16 protein-coding genes and 1 rRNA gene are annotated in these 17,117 nt (G+C 71.2%); 14 read left to right on the top strand and 3 right to left on the bottom strand.

Annotated features, from left to right (window positions below):
- From rrf to ACZ4Z2_RS21960, 9 genes are all read left to right on the top strand, one after another.
- Positions 1-95, top strand: a 5S ribosomal RNA gene (gene rrf, locus ACZ4Z2_RS22000); the annotation flags it as partial.
- 84 nt (positions 96-179) lie between these two features.
- Complete coding sequence (locus tag ACZ4Z2_RS21995; RefSeq protein ID WP_468078315.1) at positions 180-824, top strand: HAD family hydrolase; 645 nt, start codon at positions 180-182, stop codon at positions 822-824.
- Positions 825-878: 54 nt separating this feature from the next.
- A complete protein-coding gene (locus ACZ4Z2_RS21990; RefSeq protein ID WP_468078314.1) occupies positions 879-2,096 on the top strand; it encodes an MFS transporter in 1,218 nt (405 codons plus the stop codon).
- A complete protein-coding gene (locus ACZ4Z2_RS21985) occupies positions 2,047-3,219 on the top strand; it encodes an acetoin utilization protein AcuC (protein WP_468078313.1) in 1,173 nt (390 codons plus the stop codon). The genes ACZ4Z2_RS21990 and ACZ4Z2_RS21985 overlap by 50 nt, the downstream gene beginning before the upstream one ends.
- Positions 3,220-3,380: 161 nt before the next feature.
- The gene (locus ACZ4Z2_RS21980; RefSeq protein ID WP_468078324.1) at positions 3,381-4,196 is read left to right on the top strand and encodes a phosphatase; all 816 of its coding nucleotides are present in this window, start codon (positions 3,381-3,383) and stop codon (positions 4,194-4,196) included.
- Positions 4,197-4,325: 129 nt separating this feature from the next.
- Entirely contained in the window at positions 4,326-4,538 is a 213-nt protein-coding gene (locus ACZ4Z2_RS21975) for a helix-turn-helix domain-containing protein (protein WP_004984898.1), read from the top strand.
- Positions 4,539-4,705: 167 nt separating this feature from the next.
- On the top strand, positions 4,706-4,804 hold the full coding sequence (locus ACZ4Z2_RS21970) for a 30S ribosomal protein bS22 (protein ID WP_003948845.1): 99 nt from the start codon (positions 4,706-4,708) through the stop codon (positions 4,802-4,804).
- 274 nt (positions 4,805-5,078) lie between these two features.
- On the top strand, positions 5,079-6,146 hold the full coding sequence (locus tag ACZ4Z2_RS21965) for an NAD-dependent epimerase/dehydratase family protein (RefSeq protein ID WP_468078312.1): 1,068 nt from the start codon (positions 5,079-5,081) through the stop codon (positions 6,144-6,146).
- 14 nt (positions 6,147-6,160) lie between these two features.
- Positions 6,161-7,240, top strand: coding sequence for a lysophospholipid acyltransferase family protein (locus tag ACZ4Z2_RS21960; protein ID WP_468078311.1), 1,080 nt, complete (start codon positions 6,161-6,163; stop codon positions 7,238-7,240).
- A 114-nt stretch (positions 7,241-7,354) separates the two neighbouring features.
- Here ACZ4Z2_RS21960 and ACZ4Z2_RS21955 read toward each other — a convergent pair whose 3' ends face one another.
- The 3 genes from ACZ4Z2_RS21955 to ACZ4Z2_RS21945 all read right to left on the bottom strand — a co-directional run bounded on the left by ACZ4Z2_RS21955 (position 7,355) and on the right by ACZ4Z2_RS21945 (position 11,016).
- Positions 7,355-8,587, bottom strand: a complete 1,233-nt coding sequence (locus tag ACZ4Z2_RS21955; RefSeq protein WP_468078310.1) for a DUF5667 domain-containing protein — start codon at positions 8,585-8,587, stop codon at positions 7,355-7,357.
- 294 nt (positions 8,588-8,881) lie between these two features.
- Positions 8,882-9,658 carry an ECF subfamily RNA polymerase sigma factor, BldN family gene (locus ACZ4Z2_RS21950; RefSeq protein ID WP_468078309.1) on the bottom strand — a complete coding sequence of 259 codons (777 nt, stop codon included), beginning with the start codon at positions 9,656-9,658 and terminating at the stop codon, positions 8,882-8,884.
- 419 nt (positions 9,659-10,077) lie between these two features.
- Positions 10,078-11,016, bottom strand: coding sequence for an HAD family hydrolase (locus tag ACZ4Z2_RS21945; RefSeq protein WP_468078308.1), 939 nt, complete (start codon positions 11,014-11,016; stop codon positions 10,078-10,080).
- A gap of 158 nt (positions 11,017-11,174) precedes the next feature.
- On the opposite strand from ACZ4Z2_RS21945, the gene ACZ4Z2_RS21940 reads away from it, so the two are divergent.
- The 5 genes from ACZ4Z2_RS21940 (at position 11,175) to ACZ4Z2_RS21920 (ending at position 16,971) form a co-directional block, all read left to right on the top strand.
- Positions 11,175-11,453 (top strand): glutaredoxin family protein, encoded by a 279-nt coding sequence (locus ACZ4Z2_RS21940; RefSeq protein ID WP_468078307.1) that lies wholly within the window; start codon positions 11,175-11,177, stop codon positions 11,451-11,453.
- Positions 11,454-11,769: 316 nt separating this feature from the next.
- The gene (locus ACZ4Z2_RS21935; protein WP_468078306.1) at positions 11,770-12,525 is read left to right on the top strand and encodes a redox-sensing transcriptional repressor Rex; all 756 of its coding nucleotides are present in this window, start codon (positions 11,770-11,772) and stop codon (positions 12,523-12,525) included.
- Positions 12,522-14,237 (top strand): glutamyl-tRNA reductase, encoded by a 1,716-nt coding sequence (locus ACZ4Z2_RS21930; protein ID WP_468078305.1) that lies wholly within the window; start codon positions 12,522-12,524, stop codon positions 14,235-14,237. The genes ACZ4Z2_RS21935 and ACZ4Z2_RS21930 overlap by 4 nt, the downstream gene beginning before the upstream one ends.
- Positions 14,234-15,226 carry a hydroxymethylbilane synthase gene (hemC, locus tag ACZ4Z2_RS21925; protein ID WP_468078304.1) on the top strand — a complete coding sequence of 331 codons (993 nt, stop codon included), beginning with the start codon at positions 14,234-14,236 and terminating at the stop codon, positions 15,224-15,226. The genes ACZ4Z2_RS21930 and hemC overlap by 4 nt, the downstream gene beginning before the upstream one ends.
- A complete protein-coding gene (locus tag ACZ4Z2_RS21920; RefSeq protein ID WP_468078303.1) occupies positions 15,223-16,971 on the top strand; it encodes a bifunctional uroporphyrinogen-III C-methyltransferase/uroporphyrinogen-III synthase in 1,749 nt (582 codons plus the stop codon). The genes hemC and ACZ4Z2_RS21920 overlap by 4 nt, the downstream gene beginning before the upstream one ends.
- The last annotated feature ends 146 nt before the right edge of the window (positions 16,972-17,117 follow it).

Below are 17,117 nucleotides of genomic sequence, written 5' to 3'. Positions count from 1 at the left end.
AAACGCCCGGTTACATTCCGAACCCGGAAGCTAAGCCTTACAGCGCCGATGGTACTGCAGGGGGGACCCTGTGGGAGAGTAGGACGCCGCCGAACAATTGTTGAGAAAGCCCCTGCCGGGAAACCGGCGGGGGCTTTCTGCGTTTAGCGGTTCACGCGTCCGGTTCGTAGAGTGCTCGAATGCGCTACGACCTCGTGATCTTCGACAACGACGGTGTGCTCGTCGACAGTGAGCCCCTCTCCAATCGGCTCCTTGCCGCCTATCTGACCGAGCTCGGTCACCCCACCTCCTACGAGGAGTCCATCCGTGACTACATGGGGTCGGCCATGCACCGGATCCATGAGGTGATCCACGAGCGGACGGGGCGGCGGCTGCCCGAGGACTTCGACGAGGTCTTCCACACGCGGGTGTTCGAGGCGTTCGAGCGGGAGCTGACGCCGGTCGCCGGGGTCGTCGACGTGCTGGAGAAGCTGGTGGCGGAGGGGGTGCCGTACTGCGTGGCGTCGTCCGGGAGTCATGAGCGGATCCGGGTGGGGCATCGGGCGACGGGGCTCGACCGGTGGTTCGGGGATGGGCTCGTGTTCAGTTCGCAGGATGTGGGGCGGGGGAAGCCGGCGCCCGATCTCTTTCTGTACGCGGCCGAGCGGATGGGGGTCGCGCCGGAGAGGTGTGCGGTGGTCGAGGACAGCCCCCTCGGCGTGCGGGCCGGGATCGCGGCAGGGATGGACGTGTACGGGTTCACGGCGATGACGCCGGCGGAGAAGCTGACCGGGGTCCAGGGGCACTTCTCGGACATGAGGGAGCTGCTCCCCCTGCTTAGTTGAGCAATCTTCAACTTCCTCTACCCATGAGTAGGGGGCGGCCCCTACTGTTCGGCCATGACAGATGTGCTGCGGCGGGGCCGGGCCGCGTTGGCGTTCAGCTTCTTCGCCCAGGGCGTCGCCTTCGCACTGCTCGTGACGCGCATTCCGGCCATTCAGGACCGGTACGGGGTCTCCGACGCGCTGCTGCCCGCCTTCCTCGCCGCGGTGCCGGTGCTCGCCGGTGTCGGCAGTGTCTGCACCGAGCAGCTGGTGAAGAAGATCCCCGCCAGCCGGGTGCTGCGGTGGTCGCAGCCCGTCGTGCTCCTGGCACTGCTCGGGGTGGGGGCCGGCGAGCACATGGTCGAGCTCGGGGTCTCGCTCGCCGCGTTCGGGCTGGCGGTCGGGGCGCTCGACGCGTCGATGAACATGCTCGGGGTGAGCCTCCAGCGGTCGTACGGGCGGAGCATCATGCTCGGCTTCCATGCCGTGTACAGCCTGGGCGGGATATCCGGGGCCTCGCTGGCGTGGGTGGGGGCGCACTGGGATCTGCCGCTGCTCGTGTCGTATCTGCCGGTGGTCCTCGTGCTGCTGCCGGCCGCGCTGGTGGGGAGCCGGTGGTACGTCGACGGGGGCGGGCCCGAGGACAAGGCCGCGGACACCGCTGCCCCGGGCGGACGCGTCGCCTTCTCCCTGCTGCTGCCGCTGTGTCTGGTGATGTGCTTCGCGTACATCGGGGACTCGACCGTCTCCAACTGGAGCGCCAAGTACCTGGAGGATGTGCTCGGCAGCTCGGACGAGCTGGCGACCGTTCCGTACAACGTCTACATGGTGACCACGCTGCTGGGGCGGTCCATCGGGGACTTCGGGGTGCGGCGGTTCGGGGCCGCGGCCGTCGTACGGGCGGGCGCGGTGATCGCGGCCGCCGGGTTCGCGGTGGTGGCGGGGGCGCCGGGGGCCTGGGTGGGGATGCTCGGGTTCACGTTGCTGGGGCTCGGGCTGTGCGTGCTCGTCCCGCAGACGTTCGCGGCGGCGGGGCGACTGTTCCCGGGTGCTTCGGACGCGGCCGTAGCGCGGTTGAACATCTTCAACTATGTGGGCTTTCTGATCGGTTCTCCGTTGGTGGGGGCGTTGGGGGACGCCTGGAGCTATCGCGGGGCGATGCTCGTACCGATGGCGTTGGTACTGGTGACGTTGGTCTACGCCCGGTCGTTCGAGACTGAACCGGACCGATACGGTGGCGGGCATGAGCGGCCGCGCACAGCTGATGTGGGACGAGGCAGTAACGGGCTATGACTTCGGTCCGGACCATCCGATGGATCCGGTCCGGCTCGCGTTGACCCGGAGTCTGGTGAGCGCCTTCGGGCTCGACCGGCAGATGGACGTCGTCTCGGCGAAGCCGGCGGGGGAGTCGACCCTGCGGCTCGTGCACCGTGAGGACTACGTGGCGGCGGTGAAGGCCGCGTCCGCCGACCCCGGGAGCGCCGACGGCTCGTACGGCCTCGGGACCATGGACGACCCGGCGTTCGCCGGGATGCACGAGGTGTCCGCGCTGATCGCCGGGCAGTCGGTGGGGGCGGCGGAGGCCGTGTGGCGTGGCGACGCGCTGCACGCGGTGAACTTCGCCGGTGGCCTGCACCACGCGATGCCGGGCGGCGCCTCCGGGTTCTGCGTCTACAACGACGCCTCTCTCGCCATCGCCCGGCTGCTGGAGCTGGGCGCCGAGCGGGTCGCCTACGTGGATGTGGACGTGCATCACGGGGACGGGGTCCAGGCCGCGTTCTGGGAGGACCCGCGGGTGCTGACGATCTCGCTGCACGAGCACCCCCGGACGCTGTTCCCGCAGACCGGCTGGCCGGAGGAGACGGGGGCGGACTCGGCGGAGGGATCGGCCGTGAACGTCGCGCTGCCGGCCGGGACCGGGGACGCGGGGTGGCTGCGGGCGTTCCACTCGGTGGTGCCGGAGGTGCTGGCCGACTTCCGGCCGCAGGTGCTGGTGACCCAGCACGGCGCCGACACGCACTTCGAGGACCCGCTGGCGCATCTGGCGGTGTCGCTGGACGCGCAGCGGGCGGTGCAGGTGGCGCTGCACGACCTGGCGCACGAGCACGCCGAGGGGCGGTGGGTCGCGCTCGGCGGCGGCGGATACGCGGTGGTGGACGTGGTGCCGCGCTCCTGGACGCATCTCGTCGGGATCGTGGCCGGACGGGAGATCGCCCCCGAGACCATGATTCCCGAGGAGTGGCGGCAGCAGGTCTTCGCCCGTACGCGGCAGTTGGCGCCGGTACGGATGACCGACGGGCGGTGGCCCGTGGAGTGGGCCGGGTGGGACGCCGGGTACGACCCGGCGGACCGGCTGGACCAGGCGGTGCTGGCCGCGCGCAAGGCTGTCTTCCCGCTGCGGGGGCTGCTGCCGTAGGGCGGGCCATAGGGCGAGGGCCGCGAGGCGAGGCCGTAAGGCGGCGCGTCGGGCGGGGGTCGTCAGGCCGAGTGCCGTTGGGCCGAGGGTGGTTAGGCCAACTGTGTGGTTCGGCCAGGGATTCCGGTGGTGGCGTGGGGCTGGTGCGTCAGCATCGGGGTGTGTGGAGTGCGGGGGCGTTGCGGGCTCATCTGGTCGCGGTGGGGCTGGCCGGCAGGGTGGCCACCTCGCGGGAGTCGAGCCTGCGGAGCTACCGGCTGTTCGCCGCTCGGGATCCTCGGTTTCTGATCGGACTTGATCCCGAGCTGACCTGGCGGCAGCGGGATGTGCTCGATCTGATGGCGCGGAAGTGCGGGGTTTCGGCTGACCCGGGATGTACGACCGGGCAGGATGTGATCGACCCGGGGCGCACCCTGGCGGCGCTGGACCGGTTCGCGGAGCGGCTCGCGGTGGTCGCTCGCCGTGGTGGACCGGTGCTCCTCGGCACCGGGCATCCGCATCGGCTGATCGGTTTCTACGGCGCGTTGGCGGACGCTTTGTCGGCGGCGGGATGTGAGGTCCTCACCCCAGCGACGGGTAGACGTGTCGACATAACGACCCGGTTCGGCCTACGCACGTACAACCTCGACTACGTACGAGGTGTCTCCGTGGTACGGGAGGCGACCGCTTCGCGCTCCCGTTGTGCGACCGGCGTGCACACGCATTCCCCGCTGCCGGTTCGGACGGTTCTGGCGGCCGCCGCGGAGGGCGGCGGGCCCCTCCCGGAACTCGTCATCGGAGACCACGGATGGGTCTGCGGTGCAGGTCAGCTGGGGTTCGAGGCAATCGGGCTGGCCGACACGGACGATCCGGCGCCCTTCGTGGGTGAGGCGGAGGGGCGCGTGTCCGTCGCCGTTCCACTTGATGACGGTGTGCGGTCTGATTACTACCGACCGCTGACCCGCTACGTACTCAATCGGGCGTGTCTGTCACAGTAGGCCGCCGATGGCATCCCCTCTTCCCCACTCGCATCACCCGCCCCTACATTGGGGAGTGAGCACGCAGCGACGAAGAGTCACCGGAAGGGGAAGCCGGTGGCCGTCGAGTGCGGAAGGTTCAGGTGTGTCATGGCTGCAGCTGGCGAGAGGCCTCTGAACGAGGTTCAGTTCCTTACCGTGGCGGAAGTCGCCTCGGTGATGCGAGTGTCGAAGATGACCGTGTACCGGTTGGTGCACAGCGGTCATCTGCCGGCGATCCGGGTGGGCAGGTCCTTCCGGGTGCCGGAGCAAGCGGTTCACGAGTACCTCCGCGAGAGCTATGTGGGGGTGGAGACTGCCTGACGGTCATCGGGTCCGGGAGTTCCCGGAGGTCCCGCGGGGCGTCCGGGATACCCCTGGTTCACCCTCGATTACGACCTCAGCGCTCGGGCGGGTAGGCTGGCCCCTCGTAGGTCGTATGGGCCCATGGCGCCCAAACACCGAGTGATGAGAAGTGAGCGAGGGTAGTCGTGGGCTCTGTTATCAAGAAGCGGCGCAAGCGGATGGCGAAGAAGAAGCACCGCAAGCTGCTCAAGCGCACCCGCGTTCAGCGTCGCAACAAGAAGTAAGGCGGCCCGGCCCCTGAAGAGGGGCCTGGCGGACGCCCGTCCCCTACGGGCGCCGCACGCCTTGCTCGCTTGTGCGAGCGCTGTGGAGAGCGCGTTGCTGAGACCCTCCACCGGATTCCGGTGGGGGGTCTCAGTGTTTTTGCCGGTCGTTGGCGGGGTCGCAGTCATCACAGCGCAACAACAACCCGCTAACGTGGCCGCACACGGGGAACTCGGCACAGGACGAGCGGAGATACGCCTACGGGCGCCGACGTTGGGAAGGAAGGCGCTGATCTTGGGGAAGGTCGTGCTCGTGACCGGGGTGGCCCGTCAGCTGGGCGGCCGGTTCGTACGTCGGATCCAGCGTGACCCGGATGTGGACCGTGTCATCGCGGTGGACGCGGTGCCGCCGGAGCACCATCTGGGCGGCGCGGACTTCGTGCAGGCCGACATCCGCCACCCCGCCATCGCCCGTGTGCTGGCCGAGCACAACGTCGACACCGTGGTGCACCTGGACGTCACGGGCACCCCGCTGGGCAGCGGCGGCCGGGCCACGCTCAAGGAGACCAATGTCATCGGCACCATGCAGCTGCTCGGTGCCTGCCAGAAGTCCCCGCTGATCAAGCGTCTGGTCGTGAAGTCCAGTACGAACGTGTACGGCTCCGCGCCCCGCGACCCGGCCGTGTTCACCGAGACCATGCCGCCCAAGTCGCTGCCGAGCGGTGGCTTCGCGAAGGACACCGTCGAGGTCGAGGGCTATGTGCGGGGCTTCGCGCGCCGCCGGCCCGATGTGGCCGTGTGCGTGCTGCGGTTCGCGAACATCCTCGGGCCGAGCGCCGATTCCCCGCTCGCCTCGTACTTCTCGCTGCCGGTGCTGCCCACCGTGCTCGGCTACGACCCCCGGCTGCAGTTCGTGCACGAGGACGACGTGATCGAGGTGCTGCGGATCGCCTCGCACGAGCCGGCGCGGGGCACCCTCAACAGCGGCACGTTCAACATCGCCGGTGACGGGGTCCTGCTGCTGTCGCAGTGCGCGCGGCGGCTCGGCCGGCCGACGGTGCCGCTGCTGATGCCGGCCGTCAGCTGGGTCGGCTCGATGGTCCGTACGCTGGGGGTCACGGACTTCTCGCCGGAGCAGTTGCGGCTGCTCACCCACGGCCGGGTCGTGTCCACGAACCAGATGCGCGAGACGCTCGGGTACCGGGCCAGGTACACGACCGCGGAGACGTTCGCGGACTTCGCGCGCGGCAGGGGCCCCGGCCTGCTGCCCCCCGAGGCCGTCGCGGGAGCCGTCGACCGGCTCGCCGCACTCGCGGTGCCCGCTCCGGGCGGCGGCCCCACCCCGACGCAGAGCGCCAACTGAGGAGCGCATCAACGATGGCGGATGCCAAGGTCATTCCGTTCGACGACGACCGGACCCGTGGGGGCGCCGCGCAGCGCCCGTCGCGACGCCGGAGCGCGGGGAGCCGGCGCAAGGGCGAGAACGCGGTCGTACGCGATGTCCGCGAATCCGGTGAGGTCCAGGCCCTCCCCGGACTGCCGGCCGGCGCCGATGATGTTCCTGTGACACGGGAGAAGCCGGAGCCGCCCCAGGAGGCCGCCGAGGCACCGGACGGCGGCGCGCTGGAACGACGGATCGCGGGCGGCCTCGCCTTCCTGCGCAAGCGGCTCACCGGGGACTACGAGGTCGACGACTTCGGCTACGACGCCGAACTCACCGACCAGGTGCTGATGTCCCTGCTGCGGCCGCTGTACGAGAAGTACTTCCGGGTCGAGGTGAAGGGCATCGAGAACATTCCGGCGGAGGGCGGCGCCCTGATCGTCGCCAACCACTCCGGGACGCTCCCGATGGACGGCCTGATGATGCAGGTCGCCGTCCACGACAACCATCCCGCCGGGCGCCATCTGCGGCTGCTCGCGGCGGACCTGGTGTTCATGCTGCCGGTGGTGAACGAGCTGGCGCGCAAGCTGGGGCACACCCTGGCGTGTGCGGAGGACGCCTCACGGCTGCTGCAGCAGGGCGAGCTGGTCGGTGTCATGCCGGAGGGCTTCAAGGGCCTCGGCAAGCCGTTCGGGGACCGCTACAAGCTCCAGCGGTTCGGCCGCGGCGGTTTCGTGTCCACCGCGCTGCGCGCGGGCACGCCGATCATCCCGTGCTCGATCGTGGGCGCGGAGGAGATCTATCCGATGATCGGCAACTCCAAGACGGTGGCCCGCCTGCTGGGCTTCCCGTACTTCCCGATCACGCCGACGTTCCCGTGGCTCGGCCCGCTCGGCGCGATCCCGCTGCCCACGAAGTGGACCATCCAGTTCGGTGAGCCGATCCCGACCGACGGCTATCCGCCGGAGGCCGCGGAGGACCCGATGCTGATGTTCAACCTGACGGACCAGGTGCGGGAGCAGATCCAGCACACGCTGTACAAGCTGCTGGTGCAGCGGCGCTCGGTGTTCTTCTGAGGCCCGCCCCTCCGCGGTCCGCCCCTCCGCGGCCCGCCACTCCGCGGCTCGCCCCTCCGCACAGACGACGATGGGGCGCCCTTCCTCAGGAAGGGCGCCCCACCGTCGTGCCGGTCAGTCCGTGTTGTCGCCGTCGATGCCCAGGCCGGGCAGGAGGCCCGGGAGGAGGGGCGGCAGGGTGACGTCGGGCTCCTGGGCGGGCGCGCTGCCGCCGGTGGACGGGGCGGTGCTCGAGGTGTTGTCCTCGGGCGGGTCGAGCAGACCGCCGGTGGCGCCGCCGACGAGGCTCTCGCCGTCGCTGTCCGAGGCGGACGGCTTGGGCTTGCCGCCGGTGTCCTGGCGGCCCCCGGAGCCGCCGCTGACGCTGGGCGCCGGGCGGCCGGAGTCGGCCGAGCCGGGGGCGCTGGAGCCGGGGGAGCGGCGGTGTTTGCCGCCGCCGTCCGGTGCGGGGTGCCGCGGCAGCAGTGACCGGTGCGGGGCGACCTCTTCGTCTATGGCGTCGAAGACCGACGACACCTCCTGGCTGACGTCCCCGAGCTGGACGGGCAGCCGCTCGCGCAGTGCTCCCCACGCCTCCCGGTGGGACTGGGAGAAGGCCGACAGGGCCTGGATGGGGCCGAGGGAGCCCGGGTCGCGCTCATAGGCTTCGTGCAGCAGGCGGTGGCCCTCGGCGGCGTCGTGCTTCATGCCGGTGAGGGCCCGGCGGACGTCGCCCAGTGATTCGTGGTCGAGCTGTCCGCCGCGGCCGCGCTCCATGAGCCTGCGGGCCTCGCTGAGCCGGGTGGACGCCTGGTCCAGATAGAGCCGGCCCCGGTCGTCGGTGTCGTCGGTCAGGGTGAGCTTCACGTCCTCGATGCCGCGCTTGAGGCCGTAGAGCGAGTCGCCGGGCAGGGCGTCCGAGCTGGCGGCGGCCACACCGCCGAAGGCTCCCGCCGCGACTCCGACGCTGAGCCCGCCCGCGGCGAGGCTCTTCGTGAGCCGGGTGCGTGGTCGCAGTTTGCCCAGCGGACCTGCCCGGTGGGCGCCCCGCGCCCTGCCGGCTCGCTGCTCGGGCACCGAAGAGTCCTTCGCCTCGCGCCCCGCGAGCGTGCCGTCCCGCAGCATGGCTTCCATCGCGGCCACCAGTTGGGCGCGCTGGACCACTTTGACCTCGGGGTCAAGCTCCGGCTTGGGCAGCTCGCCGAGACCGGTCGCCAGGGTCAACAGGCGGCCCTGATCGGTCTGTTCCGCTGCCGGGGCCGGTGCCGATCCCTCGGGCTGCTCGGCCGCCGTGCCCCGGTCGGACAGCTCCTCCAGGGCCTGGGCGAAGGCGTTCGCCCGCCGGTGCGCCGATACGTTCGCGATCACTGGCGGCACCTCCTCTCGTCATGACGGTCGACTCCCCAGGGGGTCCTGAGGGTTGCACGCCTCCGACCGGTGCACACGATCGGGTGATCGAGGTAGGTCGGGCCGTGACCACAGGGAGCCTGTATCCCGCACAACGAGTGGCGCGGCACTTGGGTTACGGACGGAGGATGAACCGGCGAAGAAGTCAACGGAGGGTGACCGAGGGTGAGTTGGAGGTTGCCGAGCGCATGCGGAGGGGGCGCTCGGCGCGGGGCCGGCGGCGGCTCGCCGGGTGGGTCCCGCCAGGGGGCCGGGTCAGCGGGCGTCGTCCGGCAGGAGGCGGGCGAGGGTGCGGACGGCCCGGTACTGGAGGGTCTTGATCGCGCCCTCGTTCTTGCCCATGACGCGGGCGGTCTCGGCGACGGAGAGGCCCTGGAGGAAGCGGAGGGTGACGCACTCCTGCTGCTGGGGGTTGAGGCGGCGTACGGCCTCGAGGAGGGCGGCGTTGGAGAGGGACTCCAGGACGGAGTCCTCCGGGGAGCGCTCGACCTCGTTGGCGTCGAGCATCTCGCCGGTGGTGACCTCCAGCCGGAAGCGGCTGGACTTGAAGTGGTCGGCGACGAGGTTGCGGGCGATGGTGACCAGCCAGGCGCCGAAGTCGCGGCCCTGCCAGGTGAACGTCCCGATGCGGCGCAGGGCGCGCAGGAACGTCTCGCTGGTGAGGTCCTCGGCGGTCGCCTTGCCGCCGACGCGGTAGTAGATGTAGCGGTAGACGGTGTCGCTGTACTGGTCGTACAGGCGGCCGAAGGCGTCGGCCTCGCCGGACTGGGCGCGTTCGACGAGGTCCATCATGCGGGCGCTGTCGCTGTCCGCGGCGGGACGGCGGGTGGTGGTGGCGGTGGATCCCGAACGCCCTCGTCTGCCGACGGCCGCGCTGCCCTCGGCGAGTGCGTAGCACGGGCCTACGGGCGCGGCGGCGGAGGCGAGGGCGGGGACGGCGTACGCGGTGGGGACGAAGCCGCGCAACAGGTCGTTGACCGTCGCGCGCAGCGTAGCCAGGCCCGAGGCGTCAACCCCGACGTGTGGGTACACGGGACTCCCAGAGGCAGAGCTTCCATCACGTGCAGTACGGAACCATTCACCCGTCGTAGCGACGGAGGGGTACCGGTTTGCGTTTGAGGAGAATAACGCTTCGTGCAGGCACTGCTACACCCAGTTGCTCAAATCATCGATTACGTCGCTTCTGTTACCGATTGACGGCTGCTCAAGTGCCGGTGCGTGATCGGTTGTTGATCGGTTGGGTTCGTGTTCCGTCTGGGTGCGGGGCGTGTTGTGGTCGGGTGCGGTTGGCGGGACTGAGGGGCGGGCGGCGGGGGTAGGACAGCCGGAATGCGTGCGGGCGTGCGGGAACGCCGAACGCCGGAGGGCCGGTCCCCCGGCCCTCCGGCGTTCGAAAGAAGGTGTGCTCGAAAAAAGGTGTGAGCGATCGGGTGGATCAGCGGATCAGCGGATCAGCGGCGGCGGCGGTGCAGCGCGATCGCTGCCGCCGTGCCGCCGGCCACCGCGCCCACGCCGGCCGCGGCCGGGAGGCCGACCTTGGCCGCCTTGCGGGCCGTGCGGTAGTCGCGCAGGCGCCAGTCCATGGAGCGCGCGTGCTTGCGGAGCTTGGTGTCCGGGTTGATCGCGTAGGGGTGGCCGACCAGGGACAGCATCGGGATGTCGTTGTGGCTGTCGCTGTAGGCGGCGCAGCGCGAGAGGTCCAGGCCCTCCGCGGCGGCCAGGGCGCGGACGGCCTCCGCCTTCGCGGGGCCGTGCAGCGGCTCGCCGACCAGCTTGCCGGTGTAGACGCCGTCGACCGACTCGGCGACCGTGCCGAGCGCGCCGGTCAGACCGAGGCGGCGGGCGATCACCTGGGCGATCTCCACGGGGGCGGCCGTCACCAGCCACACCTTCTGGCCGGCGTCGAGGTGGGCCTGGGCGAGGGCGCGGGTGCCCGGCCAGATCCGCTCGGCCATGTACTCGTCGTAGATCTCCTCGCCGATGATGGTCAGTTCGGCGACGCGGTGGCCCTTGACGATGGAGAGCGCCGAGTTCTGGGCGTCCTGCATGTGCTCGGGGTCCTCGGAGCCCGCGAGCCGGAACCACGCCTGCTGCCAGGCGAACCGGGCGAGGTCGCGGGTCTCGAAGAACTTCCGCTTGTACAGGCCCCGGCCGAAGTGGAACAGCGACGCGCCCTGCATGACCGTGTTGTCGAGGTCGAAGAAGGCGGCGGCCTTCTCGTCGCCGAGGACCGGGAACTCCGGTTCGGCGGCAGGGGCGTCGGGCGCGGGAGCGATGTCCTCCAGTTCCTGGGAGGACTTGCGCGCGGCCTCGGCTGAGGCCTCGCCTGCCAACACACTCCGTGCCGTGGCGGAGCGCCTACGAGGAGTGAGCCATCCTAGAGCGGCCATGTCGTGAGCATAGCCAGTCTGTTCGGTGGTTCCGGAGCCGAGAGGTTCGCAAGGTGTGAACTCTCCACGACCGCGTCGTTAAAGAGGCGGTCGGCGCGGCGTGTCCCCGTGCGGAACGCGTGACGGGCCGGTGGCTTGCGCGCTGCGACAATGGCGGCATGAGTGCCATGTTTCGGCGACGGTCGCGTGACCCTCGGGAGCGGCTCGTCACCCTGATCGGCAAGCCGGGATGTCATCTGTGCGATGACGCACAGTCGGTGATCGAGAAGGTGTGCGGGGAGCTCGGGGTGCCCTGGGAGAAGAAGGACATCACCCAGGACGAGGAACTGCACCGCGCCTACTGGGAGCAGATCCCGGTCGTGCTGGTGGACGGCGCGCAGCACACCTTCTGGCGGGTGGACGAGGCGCGTCTGCGCAAAGCCCTTACACAGCTGTGACTGACCGACCAGTCCAAGTGGTCCAGAAAGTCGCTTAGGATCGACGGGCTATTGGTCTCGGGGGCGGGATTCGTGAGGAGAGTGTGCGGTTTTGCCCCCGTGGAACAAGGCGCCGAGCTGGGCGCCGCGTGAGGGACGACGGCGCGTCCGTGCCGGTTCCGCACGTGCGCGTCGCGTGTGCGTGACCCCGGTCACGTTGGCCGGGCAAATCGGACACCATCTTTGTGCACGCGTTCACAAAGACATAGCCTGCTGTCGACGGGGCGGTCTGGGGACGCATGACCGCCCGCAGCCCCGCTCTACCCGCAGGAGCACCGTGGCAACTGGCCGAACTCACCGACCGGCGACCCGCAGCCGAGGGATTCCCGAGGCCACCGTCGCCAGGCTTCCGCTGTACCTCCGTGCCCTGACCGCGCTGTCGGAGCGCTCGGTACCCACCGTTTCATCCGAGGAACTGGCGGCCGCGGCGGGGGTCAACTCCGCGAAGCTGCGCAAGGACTTCTCCTACCTCGGTTCGTACGGAACGCGGGGCGTCGGCTACGACGTCGAGTACCTCGTCTACCAGATCTCCCGTGAGCTGGGCCTCACGCAGGACTGGCCGGTCGTGATCGTCGGTATCGGTAACCTCGGCGCCGCCCTGGCCAACTACGGCGGGTTCGCCTCCCGTGGGTTCCGGGTCGCCGCGCTGATAGACGCCGACCCGGCGATGGCGGGGAAGCCGGTCGCGGGCATCCCGGTCCAGCACACGGACGACCTGGAAAAGATCATCGACGACAACGGGGTCTCCATCGGCGTGATCGCCACCCCCGCCGGAGCCGCCCAGCAGGTGTGTGACCGGCTCGTCGCCGCCGGGGTCACGTCCATCCTGAACTTCGCGCCCACCGTCCTCTCCGTGCCGGACGGTGTCGACGTGCGCAAGGTGGATCTCTCCATCGAGCTGCAGATCCTCGCCTTCCACGAGCAGCGCAAGGCCGGGGAGGAGGCCGCGGGCGAGGCCGCGGCCGTGGCGCTGGCTCCCAAGGAGTCCGGGAAAGGACCCGACGGGGATGTCCCCGCCGTGATGCCGGCATGAGTCTCCTGGTCGTCGGGCTGAGTCACCGCAGCGCTCCGGTGAGCGTGCTGGAGCGGGCCGCGCTGTCCCTGGACGCGCAGATCAAGTTGCTTCAGGACACGGTCGCCGCCGAGCCGGCCGCCGAGGCCGCGGTCCTCGCCACCTGCAACCGCATCGAGCTGTACGCCGACGTCGACAAGTTCCACGCCGGTGTCGCCGAGCTGTCCACGCTGCTCGCCCAGCACAGCGGGGTGGGGCTCGACGAGCTGACGCCCTACCTGTACGTGCACTACGAGGACCGGGCCGTCCACCATCTGTTCTCGGTGGCCTGCGGGCTGGACTCCATGGTCGTCGGCGAGGGGCAGATCCTCGGGCAGATCAAGGACGCGCTGGCCCGTGCGCAGGAGCTGCACACCGCGGGGCGGCTGCTGAACGACCTGTTCCAGCAGGCCCTCAGGGTCGGCAAGCGGGCGCACTCCGAGACCGGGATCGACCGGGCCGGGCAGTCGCTGGTGACCTTCGGCCTGGAGCAGTTCACCGCCGGTGGCGCCGTCGAGGCGTGGGCCCGGGGCAAGCGGGCCGTCGTGATCGGCGCCGGGTCGATGTCGTCGCTGGCCGCCGCCACGCTCGCGCGTGCCGGGGTCGCCGAGATCGTGGTCGCCAACCGGACGTACGACCGGGCCGAGCGGCTCGCGCAGATTCTCAGGGAACAGGGCGAAACGGACGTGGCGGCCCGCGCGGTACCGATGGAATCGGTGCCTTCCGAGCTGACACGTGCCGATGTCGTCGTCTCCTGCACCGGCGCGACGGGCCTGGTCCTGACCGCCGACGCCGTCGCCGCGGCCGTCGAGGGGCGGGTCCCCGCAGGCGCGGTCGCCGCCGGGCCCGATGCCCGCACGGACGCGCGGGGCGACGTACGGACGGCGCTGCCGCCGACGTCCCTCGGCACCGACGAGGACTGCCCGCTCGACCTCCCCGCCGTGCAGGGCGGCGGCTTCTCCGTGCACGGGGAGGCCGCGGTCGCCGGGATGGACGCGGCGACGCTGGAGCAGCACGCGGCCTGGGTCGACAACGCGACCGTGGACCGGCGCACCGCCGCCCGCCGGTCGCCCGCCGCCGAGGCCGAGCTGATCACCGCGCTCGCCGCGACCTTCGCCGTCACCGGGCGGATCACCGAACTGCGCCGGCCCGAGCCGGTCGCCGAGGTGCCCCGGCCCGAACCCGTGCTGGCGCTGCTGGACCTGGCCATGCCCCGCGACATCGACGCGGCCGCGCACCGGCTGCCCGGCGTCCGGCTCGTCGACATCGAGTCCCTCGCCGAGGCCTCCGCCGACGCGCCGATGGCCGCCGACGTGGACATGGTGCGGAGGATCGTTTCGGACGAGGTGGCCGCCTTCGGCGCCGCCCAGCGGGCCGCGCACATCACCCCCACCGTGGTGGCGCTGCGCGCCATGGCCGCCGATGTCGTCGCGAGCGAGATCGCCCGCCTGGAGGGCCGGCTGCCGGGCCTCGACGACAAGCACCGCGGCGAGATCACCCAGACCGTGCGGCGCGTCGTCGACAAGCTGCTGCACGCGCCGACCGTACGGGTCAAGCAGCTCGCGGCCGAACCCGGCGGCGCCGGGTACGCGGACGCGCTGCGGACCCTGTTCGACCTGGACCAGGAGACGGTCGCCGCCGTGTCCCGGGCCGATGACAGCCAAGAGAACGCCGAGAACCGAGGGCGATCATGAGTGAGCAGGCACGTGAGGCGCCCCGGCGCCGAGCCGATGGGACGCTGCGGCTCGGGACCAGGCGGAGCAAGCTCGCCATGGCCCAGTCCGGGCTGGTGGCGGACGCGGTCCGGCAGGTGACCGGACGGCCCGTCGAACTCGTGGAGATCACGACGTACGGCGACGTCTCGCGCGAGCACCTGGCGCAGATCGGCGGCACGGGCGTCTTCGTCACCGCGCTGCGGGAGGCGCTGCTGCGCGGCGAGGTCGACTTCGCCGTGCACTCGCTGAAGGACCTGCCGACGACGCAGCCCGCCGAGCTGGCGCTGGCCGCCGTGCCGGTGCGCGAGGACGCGCGGGACGTACTGGTCGCCCGCGACGGTCTGACCTTCGCGCAGCTGCCGGACGGCGCCCGCGTCGGCACCGGTTCTCCGCGGCGGATGGCCCAGTTGAACGCGTACGCGCGCAGCCACGGTCTGACGATCGAGACGGTGCCGATCCGCGGGAACGTAGACACCCGGATCGGATACGTGCGGAAGGGTGAGCTGGACGCCGTCGTGCTGGCCGCCGCCGGACTGAACCGGATCGGCCGGATCGACGAGGTGACCGACTTCCTGTCGGTCGACACGGTTCTGCCCGCCCCCGGCCAGGGGGCACTGGCGATCGAATGCGTCGCGGACAACGCGTCGCTGGTCGCCGCGCTCGGTGAACTCGACGACCCGTACACACGGGCCGCCGTGACCGCCGAGCGGTCCCTGCTCGCCGCCCTGGAGGCCGGTTGCAGCGCACCCGTGGGTGCGTTCGCCGACCTGCTGGCCGACGGGCAGACTGTCAAGGAGATGCGCCTGCGCGGCGTCGTCGGCACGACCGACGGCTCGACGCTGGTGCAGCTGTCCACCACCGGTCCCGTGCCCGAGACGCACGACCAGGCAATGGCGCTCGGCCGTGAACTCGCGGCCGAGATGCTCGCCAAGGGCGCGGCCGGTCTGATGGGGGAGCGAGCACATTGAGCCCCACCACCCTTTCCGCCGGTCCGGACCACGGTCACGTCACCTTCCTCGGTGCCGGACCCGGGGATCCGGGATTGCTGACCCTGCGCGCCGTGGAGGCGCTGGCGAACGCGGACGTCCTCGTCGCCGAGCACGACGTGCTCGACGTGGTGCGCGCGCATGCCCGTCCGGGCGTCGCCGTACTGGACACCGACACGGGCCCGCCGCCCGTGGCCGCGGCGCCCCCGACCTCTTCCGCGGCTACTTCAGCGGATACGTTCTCGGCCACAGGCACGCCTCAGCTAACGGTTGTTGACGGCGCGTCGACAACCGTTGGTGCACCCGCTGTGCGGGATGCGGCACATCTTGTCATGGAGGCCGCGCGGGGCGGCAAGCGGGTCGTCCGTGCGGTGTCCGGCGACCCCGGCCTGGACACCTACGCCACGGGCGAGATGCTGGCGTGCGCCGCCGCGGGCGTGCCGTTCGAGGTGGTGCCCGGTGTGGCGGCCGCGGTGGGCGTGCCCGCCTACGCCGGTGTGCCGCTGCGGGACGCGCAGGGCGCCGATGTGCGCTTCGTGGACGCCGGGACGGCGTCCGAGCGGTGCTGGACCGAGGTCGGCACGTCCGACGGGACCGTGGTGGTCTCGGCGACGCTGGAGACCGTGGCCGCCGCCGCCGGCGAGCTCGTCGCCGCGGGCCGCAAGCCCGATACGCCGCTGACCGTCACCGTCGCCGGGACGACGACCCGGCAGCGGACCTGGACCGCCACGCTGGGCACGATCGCCCAGGTGCTGAAGCAGGCCAAGGTGCTGCCGTCCCCGGAGGGCGCGCGGCCGGTGATAGCCGTGGTCGGTGAGCGTTCCGCCGCGGCCCAGCGCGACCAGTTGTCGTGGTTCGAGAGCAAGCCGCTGTTCGGCTGGCGGGTCCTCGTGCCGCGCACGAAGGAGCAGGCCGCCTCGCTCTCCGACCAGCTGCGGTCCTACGGGGCCGTCCCGCACGAGGTGCCGACGATCGCCGTCGAGCCGCCGCGCACCCCGCAGCAGATGGAGCGCGCGGTCAAGGGCCTGGTGACCGGACGGTACGAGTGGATCGCCTTCACCTCGGTGAACGCGGTCAAGGCCGTGCGGGAGAAGTTCGAGGAGTACGGGCTCGACGCCCGGGCCTTCGCGGGGATCAAGGTCGCCGCGGTGGGCGAGCAGACCGCCAAGGCGCTGGTCGCCTTCGGTGTGAAGCCGGACCTGGTGCCGAGCGGGGAGCAGTCCGCGGCCGGGCTGCTGGAGGACTGGCCGCCGTACGACCCCGTCTTCGACCCGATCGACCGGGTGTTCCTGCCGCGGGCCGACATCGCGACCGAGACGCTGGTCGCCGGGTTGATCGAGCTCGGGTGGGAGGTCGACGACGTCACCGCCTACCGGACCGTGCGGGCGTCGCCGCCGCCGGCGGAGACCCGCGAGGCGATCAAGGGCGGTGGCTTCGACGCGGTGCTGTTCACGTCGTCGTCCACGGTGCGGAACCTGGTGGGCATCGCCGGCAAGCCGCACAACGTCACCGTGATCGCCTGCATCGGCCCCGCGACGGCCAAGACCGCCGAGGAGCACGGGCTGCGGGTGGACGTGATGGCTCCCGAGCCGTCCGTGCACAAGCTGGCGGAGGCGCTCGCCGACTTCGGCCTGCGGCGGCGCGCGGCCGCGCTGGAGGCGGGGGACCCGGTGACGCGGCCGAGCGAGCGGCGGCCGGGGGCTCGACGGAGGCGGAACACGACCTGAGGTGAGGTACGGAGAGGGGCGGTGGCCGCTTGCGGCTGCCGCCCTTTGTGCGGGTGGGCGCTTGTTTCCGTCACGCGGCGGCGAGCTCCCGTGCTCTGCTGCACACATCGATCTCCTTGGCCATGACCGGAGAAGGAAGGAGACGC

Source organism: Streptomyces sp. NPDC030183 (assembly GCF_055573455.1).
This window is presented reverse-complemented; position numbering and strand designations above follow the sequence as displayed.